The 11,803-nt window shown below is 36.4% G+C and carries 14 protein-coding genes; 13 read left to right on the forward strand and 1 reads right to left on the reverse strand.

Translation table 11 applies throughout. The annotated features are described in order from the left end of the window. Positions 1-13: 13 nt before the first annotated feature. From SCA31_RS07860 to SCA31_RS07870, 3 genes are all read left to right on the forward strand, one after another. Complete coding sequence (locus SCA31_RS07860) at positions 14-532, forward strand: ribonuclease domain-containing protein (protein ID WP_410696408.1); 519 nt, start codon at positions 14-16, stop codon at positions 530-532. Positions 533-610: 78 nt separating this feature from the next. Further along, positions 611-1,234 carry a Zn-dependent protease gene (locus SCA31_RS07865; protein WP_410696409.1) on the forward strand — a complete coding sequence of 208 codons (624 nt, stop codon included), beginning with the start codon at positions 611-613 and terminating at the stop codon, positions 1,232-1,234. Then, positions 1,231-1,539 carry a barstar family protein gene (locus SCA31_RS07870; protein ID WP_410696410.1) on the forward strand — a complete coding sequence of 103 codons (309 nt, stop codon included), beginning with the start codon at positions 1,231-1,233 and terminating at the stop codon, positions 1,537-1,539. Before SCA31_RS07865 ends, SCA31_RS07870 begins: the two co-directional genes overlap by 4 nt. Before the next feature lie 331 nt (positions 1,540-1,870). On the opposite strand, the gene SCA31_RS07875 is transcribed toward SCA31_RS07870, so the two are convergent. Beyond that, positions 1,871-2,353, reverse strand: coding sequence for a cytidine deaminase (locus SCA31_RS07875; protein ID WP_410696411.1), 483 nt, complete (start codon positions 2,351-2,353; stop codon positions 1,871-1,873). A gap of 100 nt (positions 2,354-2,453) precedes the next feature. On the opposite strand from SCA31_RS07875, the gene namA reads away from it, so the two are divergent. The 10 genes from namA to SCA31_RS07925 all read left to right on the forward strand — a co-directional run bounded on the left by namA (position 2,454) and on the right by SCA31_RS07925 (position 11,800). Then, complete coding sequence (gene namA, locus SCA31_RS07880; protein WP_410696412.1) at positions 2,454-3,506, forward strand: NADPH dehydrogenase NamA; 1,053 nt, start codon at positions 2,454-2,456, stop codon at positions 3,504-3,506. Positions 3,507-3,518: 12 nt separating this feature from the next. Further along, complete coding sequence (locus SCA31_RS07885; RefSeq protein ID WP_410696413.1) at positions 3,519-3,797, forward strand: DUF2752 domain-containing protein; 279 nt, start codon at positions 3,519-3,521, stop codon at positions 3,795-3,797. 194 nt (positions 3,798-3,991) lie between these two features. Beyond that, positions 3,992-4,396: a type VI secretion system tube protein TssD gene (tssD, locus tag SCA31_RS07890; protein WP_123942342.1), complete on the forward strand. Its 405-nt coding sequence runs from the start codon at positions 3,992-3,994 to the stop codon at positions 4,394-4,396. Positions 4,397-4,546: 150 nt separating this feature from the next. Then, positions 4,547-6,478 (forward strand): type VI secretion system Vgr family protein, encoded by a 1,932-nt coding sequence (locus SCA31_RS07895; RefSeq protein WP_410696414.1) that lies wholly within the window; start codon positions 4,547-4,549, stop codon positions 6,476-6,478. A gap of 1 nt (position 6,479) precedes the next feature. Further along, a complete protein-coding gene (locus SCA31_RS07900) occupies positions 6,480-6,650 on the forward strand; it encodes a hypothetical protein (protein WP_410696415.1) in 171 nt (56 codons plus the stop codon). A gap of 64 nt (positions 6,651-6,714) precedes the next feature. Then, positions 6,715-7,689 (forward strand): DUF2931 family protein, encoded by a 975-nt coding sequence (locus SCA31_RS07905; protein ID WP_410696416.1) that lies wholly within the window; start codon positions 6,715-6,717, stop codon positions 7,687-7,689. A 33-nt stretch (positions 7,690-7,722) separates the two neighbouring features. Continuing rightward, positions 7,723-9,138 carry a T6SS phospholipase effector Tle1-like catalytic domain-containing protein gene (locus tag SCA31_RS07910; protein ID WP_410696417.1) on the forward strand — a complete coding sequence of 472 codons (1,416 nt, stop codon included), beginning with the start codon at positions 7,723-7,725 and terminating at the stop codon, positions 9,136-9,138. 45 nt (positions 9,139-9,183) lie between these two features. Continuing rightward, a complete protein-coding gene (locus SCA31_RS07915) occupies positions 9,184-10,224 on the forward strand; it encodes a hypothetical protein (protein WP_410696418.1) in 1,041 nt (346 codons plus the stop codon). A 23-nt stretch (positions 10,225-10,247) separates the two neighbouring features. Further along, on the forward strand, positions 10,248-11,312 hold the full coding sequence (locus tag SCA31_RS07920) for a hypothetical protein (protein ID WP_410696419.1): 1,065 nt from the start codon (positions 10,248-10,250) through the stop codon (positions 11,310-11,312). Positions 11,313-11,314: 2 nt separating this feature from the next. Next, complete coding sequence (locus tag SCA31_RS07925) at positions 11,315-11,800, forward strand: DUF4280 domain-containing protein (RefSeq protein WP_410696420.1); 486 nt, start codon at positions 11,315-11,317, stop codon at positions 11,798-11,800. The last annotated feature ends 3 nt before the right edge of the window (positions 11,801-11,803 follow it).

The following is an 11,803-nucleotide window of genomic DNA, read 5'->3' on the forward strand; positions in this document are numbered from 1 at the left end:
ATAAATTGTTACAATGAACAGTAAAATAAGAGGTGTATTTTTTATCTGTCTTGGACTTCTCTTTGGGATGTCTGTGATGTATATCTACAACCGTTTTATCTCCGATAAAAAAGATCATTCAAACGCTGCAAAAACAGAAGCGGTAAGCTATGGAAGCGCTGCTACAGAAGATCAGTATAATGCTGGAAACCCATTAGCACAGGTTTCTATTGACAAACTGACTGAAGAAAAGACAGTGATAAGCTATGTAAAGCAAAATCATAGACTTCCGGATTATTACATTACAAAAAATGAAGCCAGAAATCAGGGCTGGAATCCATCAAAAGGAAATCTTTGTGAAGTGCTTCCGGGGAAAGCAATTGGTGGAGATAAATTTGGTAATAGAGAAAGAAGATTGCCGGATGGAGAAAAATATTTTGAAGCAGATGTAAACTACCACTGCGGTGGAAGAAATGCAGACCGAATTATTTACACTCAAAATGGAGATGTTTATCTTACCAAGAATCATTATAAAAGCTTTGAAAAACAATAATTGTACGTAGTAAATAGTCATTGCTCCTCGCAATGACTTGATGTATAATTTGCATTTAAATAGTTATAAATATTAATTTTGAAAAATAATAACCTTGTTTGCTTATTTTTTTTATTGCTTCTGATGTTCTCTTGTTCAGAAAAGGAAAGGTCTGTAAAGAAGAAAGAACAAGAGAAAGCAGTAACCTTACTCATACAGCCGTTTCAGGATATTAAACCTGAAAACTTGGAAAAAGTAGTAGCAGGGATTAAAAAAGTATATCCTAATGTCGAGGTTCTTGAAGCAATAGCCTTTCCGGAAAATACTTATTACAAAGAGAGAAACCGTTACAGAGCAGATTCTATCATTAAGTTTTTAAGTGGTAAAACAAAGGATGGATTTGTGACCATAGGGTTGACTTCAAAGGATATTAGTGCAACCAAAGGAAAAATAAAAGACTTTGGAATTATGGGTTTGGGGTATAGACCCGGAAAAGCCTGTGTAGCATCAATGTTCAGGCTGAGCAAGGAAAATACAGATGATCAGTTTTATAAGATTGCCATTCATGAATTGGGACATACCCAAGGGCTGCCACATTGTCCGGAGAAAATGTGTTTTATGAGAGATGCAGAAGGCAAAAATCCAACCAATGAGGAAACGGATTTCTGCAAAAAATGCAAGACTTTTTTAATTAATAAAAATTGGAAATTTAGTTCAATATGAAGACAGTATATATAGATTTTACAGACATAGGTGATTATGAAGATTTTTATACCCAGCTAAAGGAAAAGGTTCAGCTTCCTGAATATTTTGGGGATAATCTCGATGCACTTTTTGATATCATTACCGGAGAATTAGAGATGCCGCTTCATCTTGAATTCGTAAATATGACAGTAGATCAGCTGGAAATTTTTGAAGATCTTCTGACTACACTGGAAGATGCAGAGGAAGAAGTTGAAGATTTTACTTTCAGCTATTATTTGGAGCAGTACGAGGATGATGAAGAGGAAGAAGAAACAGAAGATTAATCTGTAATGTAAAAAAATAAAGAGATTGTTTTAGAAATAGAACAGTCTCTTTTTTTTTATTTAAATATTTAAAATCTATGATTATAAAATCCTTGCGCCTTATATCGTCCTATTTTATCAAAACCTTAGCGTCTTATCATTTTCCAACCTGATAAAATTTCTTTTTAGAGATCACCCAAAATAAAAAAACCAACAAAATATTTGTTGGTTTTTGATCAAAAATCTGCTATGATTTACAAAAATGATGTAAATCAATTCATATCACAGCAAAGACTGAATATTAAATTTTTTTGGCTGCCAATAGCCTTTTTATAGTTTTACTTTTTCGCTCTTACAAAAATGTAGAATCAAAATAAAAAGGTAATAAGTCCTTAACTGCATGCACTTTCACAACTTCCTCATTCATACTTGAAAAATAAAGATCGATGTTTTCGTTTTGTTTGGTTTCGTACTCTATTAAACTCTGACGGCATGCTCCACAAGGCGGGATTGGTGGATTTTTCTCATGAAATTCCTTGGGTCCGCCAACCACAAATATTTTTTTCACCTTAACATTTGGAAAGTTAGCTGCTACCCAAAACAACGTGGTTCTCTCAGCACAAAGTCCGGATGGGAAGGCTGCATTCTCCTGATTGTTTCCGGAGTATATTTCTCCGTTTTCCAATAACACAGAGCATCCTACAAAAAACTGTGAGTAGGGTGCATAAGCGTTTTCGCGGGCCGCCTTGGCTCTTTCGAATAATTGTATTTCTATATCGGTCAGTTCACTTCTATTTTTAAAATATTCGTAACTGATCTGTATGTCTTTTTTCATATATTGTAGACTAAAAAAGGGGCGTAAAATTACTTCTTTTTAATGAGGTGGGCAATATTTATTCTTCCAATGATAAAGTTCAAATTTTAAAACAAATAAAATGTTATATACCCCGATACAATTCAGGAATGTAGAGCTTAAAAACCGCTGGGTAATGTCTCCAATGTGTATGTATTCATGTGAAAACGGTATGGCGAATGATTTTCATTTCGTGCACTACGGAAGCCGGTCACAGGGTGGTACAGGTTTACTGATCGTAGAAGCTACAGGTGTGGAACCAAGAGGACGGATCACTAATCATTGTATGGGAATCTGGAATGATGAGCAGGCAGAAAAATTACAGAGAATTGTAGAATTTGTTCACAAAAACTCAGAAAGTAAAATAGGAATTCAGCTGGCTCATGCAGGAAGAAAAGGTTCAACATGGAATAATCTGCAGATCTCTCTTGAAGAAGGCTGGGAAACCCTTGCACCAAGTTCTATTCCTTATCATCCATCAGAAAGAATTCCTCACGTATTGAGTAGTGATGAGGTAAAAGAACAAGTACAGTATTTTAAAAAGGCAGCCCAGCGAGCTGTAGAAGCAGGTTTTGATGTGATTGAAATTCATGGAGCGCATGGCTATCTTATCCATCAGTTTTTGTCTCCTCTTTCTAATATCAGAACGGATGAGTATGGCGGAAGCTTTGAAAATAGAATTCGTTTTTTGATTGAAATTGTAGATGCTGTAAATGAAGAATTGAATGAAAATACGGCTCTTTTTGTACGTATTTCCGGAACAGAATATGCTGAAAACGGTTGGGATATTGAAGATAGTATTGCATTAGCAAAAATTTTAAAAGAACATTCCGTAGATCTTGTGGATGTATCTAGCGGTGGAAATATTCACGGAGCTAAAATTTCGGTTTTTAATGGCTATCAGGTTCCTTTTTCTTCACAAATAAGGAATAAAGCTATAGTGAAAACAGGTGCTGTAGGCTTAATTACGAATGTAGGACAAGCTGAAGAAATTCTTCAGAATAATGAGGCAGACCTTATTTTTGTGGCGAGAGAAATTCTTAGGAATCCATATCTGGCGATTCAGGGAGCCTTTGAAATGAAAGAAGACTGCTTTTTCCCACTGCAATATACAAGGGCTAAAATCTCTTTATAACAAATCTTACAAATGGATATTGAAGACTTCATGCTGACCTGTCCCAGTAAAAAGTTTCTGGGGGTAGAATGCCTTGGGTGTGGTGCTCAAAGAGCAATTGTATTGGTCTTTGAAGGAAAGTTTTCTGAGGCTTTTCATATGTATCCGGCGGTGTATACCTTATTGTTGTTTTTTTTAACGTTGGGTCTTAGTTTTATAGATAAGAAAAGGAAGTATACGAATGTACTGCTGGGCCTGATTGTTATTAACCTTATTATTGCAATCGTTTCTTATATTTATAAACATTTTTGATTATTTCTTTAATAGTGTTAAAAATTAAGATTGTTTTATTGGTTTTTATTCAATCCTGTTGAATAGTGAATCGTAGAACTACTACAATTTATGAAACTGTTGCCTTAAAACTTTTTAAATTAGAACATGAAGTCTATCTTTGTTATATAGATACTATTATACAGGGCTATCATTAATGATTTAAATTTAAGAATATGGCAGGAAATTCAAGAGGAATCTTAAAATTCAATGGAGGAGAAGGTCAGAAGTTATTAAAACTTAATTACAGCGTATCAAGAGCTACAGATATTTCAGGACGTGTAGCATCAGATCCGTCAAATGCACTTATCAAAGTAACCATTGAGGCAACTGAAAAGTCTGATGTTTTAGAAAGTCTACTCAATAGCAAATATAAACCTACATCTGGAGAAATTAACTTTAACAAATCCCATGAGGAAGGAACTTTAATCTCTTTAAAATGGGAAAATGGATATGTAATCCAACATGAAGTAGATTTTGATGCAATAGACAGCAACAATATGCTGATTAGCTTTGTAGTGAGCGCTGAAAGTATTAGCTACGGAAACTCAGCTTATGAAGGACTTTGGCCAATGAGCTAAGTCTTCATGACAAAGAAATAAAAAGGCTGTCCCTATAAGACGGTCTTTTTTTACCTATTGTAGAGCCTTATTCTAGGGGATTTTATTTAATTTTTTAAATTCCCGTTTTATTGAATAATTTTCAAAAATTTAAACAAATCACAACCTAATATGTCAAACACACCTGGAAAATCAAATGCCGCATCCTTTCGTCCTACGCAGAATGCAGATGGTGTATCAGAAAATCATCATACAGGTATCAACCGTTTGGTAAAGCTTTCCCTCGTTATAGAAGGGAAGATTATCAAATACTATAAACACTTTAAGCTTAAACAAAGTACAGGATATCATCACGAATTTATCCTTACTCTGGCCCATGATACCTTGGGCGAAAGACAAACCCATTCTCTGGAAGATGCCAATAAATTTTTGGGAAAACGTCTTACAGCAATCATTTCATATAAAGATATTGATAACAGTCCTGAAAGAACCTTTGTAGGCGTGATCACAGGAGTAGGTTTCAGCCAGGAGAGAATGAGCCTTGGAAATATAGTACTGACTGGTAGCAGTCCAACAATTTTACTTGACGGTGCTCCCCATATTCAAAGTTTTGGAGGTACTCAGCCGGTTAATATCGGAATCATTGCAGAAGAAATAATCAAACAGGGAATTGATAAAAGCCGCTTTGATATCAGAGTAGATGCCAATAACTTCTCTCAGATTATTTACAGCAGCCAATATGATGAAACCCATTATAACTATCTGGCAAGAATGGCCGAAGCCTATGGAGAACAATTCTTTTACGATGGTGAAGTACTGCATTTCGGAAAACTTCCACCTCAGAATAAACCGATCGTTTTAACCTATGGAAGCAGCGCACATGATATTAAGGTTGAATTAAAAGCAGTTCATACCAAACCACAATTTTATGGCTACAATAGTAATAAGCACGAAAGACTGACTTCGGGATCTACTCCGATTAAACATGTAGGGGACCTTGCCAAAACAGCATACAGCCACAATGATTCTATTTATAAAACACCAGCATTGCAGATGGCTCCCATTAAGGCAACTACACATCTTGACGTAGAATATTCTCAGAAAAGTGCTTCCGGAAGTGAGGCGGTGAATGTTTTTACCATTTCAGGAAATACAACCGTTCCTTTTCTGCATCCGGGGTGCGTAGCGGATGTACAGATGCGTAAGCCAGATTCTAACGAGACGTCTTACTTTACGAGAATTATGATTACAGAAGCTGAACATGAAATTGATACCATTGGTCATTATAAAGGAAGCTTTGTAGGAATCGCAGCAGATACAGGATTTCTTCCAAGACCGCAGTACAATATTCCAAAGGCAGAACCACAGATTGCTACAGTAATTTCCAATACAGATCCGGAAGGGCAAGGAAGAGTACAGGTGAGATTCGACTGGCAAACCAATGATACCACTCATTTTATTCGTATGATGAGTCCGGATGCCGGAGGAACAGATCAGGTATCTCAAAACAGAGGGTATGTGGCAATCCCTGAAGTAGGAGATCAGGTAATGATTAATTTTGTTCACAGTCATCCAGACAGGCCTTTCGTAATGGGGGGTATGTTCCATGGTGGAGTGGCGCTGGGTGGAGGAATCAATAATCACTTGAAATCCATACAGACCAGAAGTGGGATCAAAATCCTATTGAATGATGATGAGGGAAGTGTAACCATTCTGGACCCAAGTGGAAACAGCTACTTTATGGATGGTAAAGGGAATATCAATATGAAAGCTCCTAAAAACTTTACTTTAAATGCAGGTGAAAACATCAATATTACTGCAGGAAAAGAAATTTCCATAGATGCAGGAGCAAGCATTACCAGCACAGCGAATGAAGATATAAGTTCTACAGCAGGAAAAGATATTATGCAGACTGCTTCCGGAGATATCAGAGAATCCTCGGATAACAGAACAGAATTGGTAGATAAGGAGTTTAAAAGACACTCCGAGACTTCCAATGAAATAGCAGGAGAAATTTCCATGTTTAGCGAAGTGGAAAATATGACCATGCAAAGTGGAAAAATAGTGGAATTCAACAGTGCTGAAAAATCAAAACTATTCTAATATGGCGATTATCAAGACTGCAAAGAATATACTGATAACAGTGAAAGACACTTATCAGCTGAACGTAGGAAAAAAGGCAGAGAAGAGAGCTCAAAAGATTAATGTAGAGGCCCAGAAGCAAAACCTTGTTTTAGCCAGTAACAAGAAGATTATGTCCCATGGTCACCAATAAAATAAAGACTCTTATTCTTTGTGTAGTATGTTGTTTTTCAACAATAAATTGTCAGAATAAAAAAATGGAAGAAAAATACCAATGGTTGGGGACTGTTTCTGCACCGCAGGAATATCCAATGGAAGTTTATAAAGGAGCTATTGTTGCAGATGATTTTACCTACGGCTTTGATGCGATCTGGGGAACACAAAATACAGGCTGGGGAAATGAAGGCGGAACGATGAGTGTAGAGACCGAAAAAATGAATCTTCCGCACCAACTGGAATTTACATGGTATTCCTTGGTTGAAAAAAAGTTCTATACTGGAAAATGGGACCTGAATAAAGATAAAATTAAAACACTTTTTGAAGAAGGTTTTGTAGATCAGGATACACATAAAAGAACAACCTATAGTACATTTATTGTAGGATTGGCGCCTAAGGGAAAAGTAGTTTTATGGGTAAAAGGTCCGGGAAACCAAAAAGAAATAGGTGCTTTTCAGGCCCATGATACCATTATTACTAAAGAAAAAGCATATAAGAATGCCCAATATATGTTTAATGAGGGCTTTGCAGACAGAATGCTGAATGATCCGTCCTACAAGACATTCAAACCTGAAGTTTTGGAAAAAATTAAAAGGGAAGGATATCCGGCTGAAAATATTTATGAGGTGTACAGACAGAGATACCATTGGAAACCGGTAGTCATTCTTCCTGAGGGAGGCGTATGGCTGGACTTTGGATTTACCAATTATAATGGTGAACAGGAAAATCTTTTTGCAAAAAATCTAAAGGATGATCCCTATAAAGAAAGAGCCATTCCGAAATTCTGTGGCTTCTATTGGAGAGATAAAGATAAAAATAGATATGGTGTATGGATAGATTCCTTTGATGAAAAGGAGATTTTTGAGCTATTTCAAAAGATAGACAAGGATGAAGAGATCAATTTTACCATTAAAGTAAATGATGACAATACAAAGGCGTTTCTGTCATTAATTACTGAGCAGGGAGAAGTTTTCATTACCCAGGCAAAGATCAGGTTATCCAGAAAAATAGAATAAGACTTCCTGTGAACCTATTTAAAAACGAGAACTATGCACAATAATCAATTTGGAGGATATACACCATCCATATCCAGAGAGGAAGTATTGGATATTACCATTGGGATATTTTTTGACGGAACTCTGAATAATAAAACCAATACCATAGAAAGAGTAAAGAAAACTCCGGACTATAAAAAACATGGAGGTGTACCTGGTGATAATAATAGCTATAATAACGATTGGAGCAATGTAGCCCGAATGTGGGATAACTATGATAAAGACTATGGTATTTATATAGAGGGTATCGGAACAGAAGATGCCAAAGGAGATGAAACCCTTGGATATGCCTTTGGTACAGGGGCCACAGGGATCAGATCCAAAGTAAGAAAAGGCTGCGAGGAGATTGTGAAAAAGGTGAAAACCATCAAAAGCTCAAAGAAAGCCGATAAAATTGCCGTACTTACCTTTGATGTATTTGGTTTTAGCCGTGGAGCTGCTGCAGCCCGAAATTTTGTACATGAAATAGGAAAAGCAAAATATAAAGCCTCTTCACATACCGTTTCCAATGATGGGGTGACAACAACATTCTATTCCGATGATGATGGAAAAGATACTACCTCAGAAGAACTTCCTAAGTGGGGACATTTAGGCTTGAAGCTACAAGAAGCGGGAATTACCATTGATGTTTTAAAAGTCAGGTTCCTGGGGATCTATGATACTGTTTCCTCTTATTCAAAATATTTGTCACCAGTACCCAATTTCAGCAATGATGTAGAAGAACTGAGCCTTAATGATATTGGGAAGGCCCAAACGGTGATTCATTTCATTGCAGAAAATGAACATAGAGAGAACTTTGACCTTACCAGGGTGCATACAGGAATAGAAAAAACCTTTCCCGGAGTACACTGTGATGTAGGAGGCGCCTATGAAGACGGAGAGGAAGTATGGGAAGAAATTGAAACAGCATGGGGCATCAGTACCTCTAAGCTGGAAGCTCTGAAAAAAGAGCTTGTTGCAGAGGGCTGGTTTGAAGATAAACAACTCACCATTACTTCAGGATTTTATTGGTCTTTAAGAAGTCAACGTGATCTGGTAAAGACATTTAGCTACATTCCGTTACACTTTATGGCAGATTATGGCATTCAGAAGGACCTTCCGATTAAAGATAAAAAAATGATCAATGAAACCTATTCCATTGCTTCGGATGCATTGCTGATAAGGGTGAAAAGTCGTTTGGAGCCTTATGTAATGGGAGACGGCAGACCTTATGTCTTTAAGACTACCGATGATCTTAAAAAAACGTATGGAGGAGCAACCATTCCGCAACAACGATATGCTGACTATCAGAAAGAGGTTCAGGAGCAAAAAGATCTGGGAGAACTTCGAAAGAAATATCTTCATTGGTCTGCAAGAAGAGAGGGAATCGGAATGGATCCAAGACCAAACAGAGTAAGAGTTATTCATTAAAATTGAAATCGAATTATAGAAAGAATTTTGAAGTAGGATCATCATATGCAGAAGTTTAATACCCACACCATTCAAAAAAATGAAACCTTAAAAAGTATTGCCACACTTTATGGTTTGGATACAGACGCCTTGAAGTTATTTCATAACAACCACTGTCAGGTAAAAGATATGATCCTCATAGGACTTACCGTGCAGAAAGAGCTTTTTATTCCAAGAGTAGCTGTTGCAGATGAAAATAAGAAAGTGAAATTTGGAAGAGGAAACAGTATTGTTTTTCAACCAGAGCATTCATTGGAGAAATATGGAGTGGTCATCAATATTGAAACAGGAGATCATAAAAATGAACTGAAATATGAAACATCTGTACGCTGGCTGAAATACGAAAATAACCTGCATTATTTTGATATTGACAGAACTTCCAATCTGTATCTGAATGAGGAAGAAGTTAATGAAATAGCAGATACGCTGGCGTATAAAACTTCCAAGGTTTTATACCCTTTGCAGGTGAGTGTAGATAAGCACGGAAAATTTAACAACATTGAGAACCTTTCAGTATTTAAAGAAAGATGGCCCATAGTTAAAGATGAGGTTTATAAAGAGTTTGAGGGGGTTGTAGTAGACCAGTATTGTGATAAGATTGAAAAAATAATAGAGGAACCAGAGACCCTGAAGCTTTATCTGAAAAATGATTATTTCATCAGAACCTTATTCTTCGGAATGTATCAAAGCTTTGGACAAAATTACCAGATAGAGGGTAAAGAAAGCTTTCCGGTTGTTAATAACCCTATAGAACCTGAGTATAAAATCCAGATTGAAGTAGATCCATTAAAAGATGAATACGATCTGGTCAATATAGCAGGAGAAGGAAAATTGAATGATGAAAGAACCACATCTGATTTTATCAATAACTATCCTTTTTCAATGATTATTTCAGATGATCCAATGATGAATAATGAAGGAGAATTCAGGATACAATATTATCTGAACGGGGAAACATCCCTCCCTGAAACGCTGTATCTGGAATGCAGTATTATGTTAGAAGAAGAAAAGAAAATATCGGTAGTAATTACTGCGATAGCAGAATAAATAAATAAAAAAAAACGAACAAAATGAATCTTAAATTAAATCATAAAATACTTACGCTGATCTTTATCATATATTTCAGCATGTCTTTCGGACAAAAAGTAGAATTTACCGTACCGAAGAATATAGAAGTCCTGGAAAATATCATTTTTAATTTCGAAAATGATTTTACCAAAAATGATGGAATGGCGGCTATTGCGACGGCTTCTGATGGCGGTTTTTCAACAACTATTGACCTCCATAACCTAAAATATGATACAGGCTACAAAAATCCTTATCTGGAACTTGCATTAAACAAAGGAGCAAAAACTAAGCAGTTTATTCAACAAGCAAGTTGGAATGTGAGCCTTGCTAAAATTTCCAAAAAAAGTACAAAGGTTAGTATTTCTCTTGAACATATTACCCCTGATAGCTGGTCAAAGAAAGAGGTTGATGTGAAACAAACCAAATCAACAGGCAAGCTGGAAAAAGAAATCAAAGAATTTCTATTGAATCATAAAGGATCCAAAACTTCATCTGCTCAAGCTGTAGCAGATGCTGCTGCCCCTACATCTGATCAGATGGAAGAAGCGGAAGTACAGGCAGAAGCCCAAATGGCAGAGATTGAAAACAGAAGAGCTATAGAAAAAACAACCTCCAAAAAGCTGCAAGGATTATTTGGTAAAAAACAATTTATTTCCCTGCCGGCTACTGCTGATACCTTTACAAAACTCCTACAGATACAACCAAGCGAACTTGAATGTGAAAACTGTAAAGGTGGAAAATATTCCAGCTGGGATATTGAAGAAGTTTTCAATATGATCTACACCAAAATGAATGATGGAGAAGAATACTATGCTTTACAGTATTATGGAGATAAAAAAGTATCAGGGCTGCCTTATGGGTTAATTTTCAATGAAAGTTCACCTACAGAATGTCAAACAAAATTTGCAAGATATAATGCACAGCTTTACCAGACAACGGTAGACACCGATGAAAACTCTTCAAAAGCATTAACGGTAGTCACTTTCAAGATGAACACTAATTTTGTTCGCCTTGAATTTGGAAACCAGTACCTCACAAGACTTGTAGTATCCAATAAAGAGCAATAGTTATGGCAGAAAAACATATTGTAGTACAGGGAGCAATGTGCAAGTGCCAGTTCGGACAGGCTCCGGACAAGCTCAAGGTGCTTTCACATCAGAAAGAATATGCTAATGATAAAAGTGCATCCAAAAAACTGATTGTTACCACAAAGGAAATTGGAGGAGCAACATTTGAAAAAAACACATTCGGAAACTGTACAAAAAATGGAGGTCCGCCACCACCATGCAAAATCATGGTCACCGAATGGCAAAAATTTTATGATAAGGTACAACTTAGCAATGGTGGATACATTATTCTGGAAGACAGTAAGGCAATCTGTGCTGTTGCCGGAACGCCCTGTATAGAAATCATAGATCATGGCCAAAAGGCAGAAGCCAGTCAGCAGAACTTTAAAAATGCCGATAAGGATGTACAACAGCAGATTAATCCTTTGGTAGACACAGAATCAATGTATAAGGATCAGCCTTCTGGTGGGGGTGATGATGTAATTTAAAAT

The sequence above is a fragment of the Chryseobacterium sp. SIMBA_028 genome (assembly GCF_046535285.1).
Classification (GTDB): domain Bacteria; phylum Bacteroidota; class Bacteroidia; order Flavobacteriales; family Weeksellaceae; genus Chryseobacterium.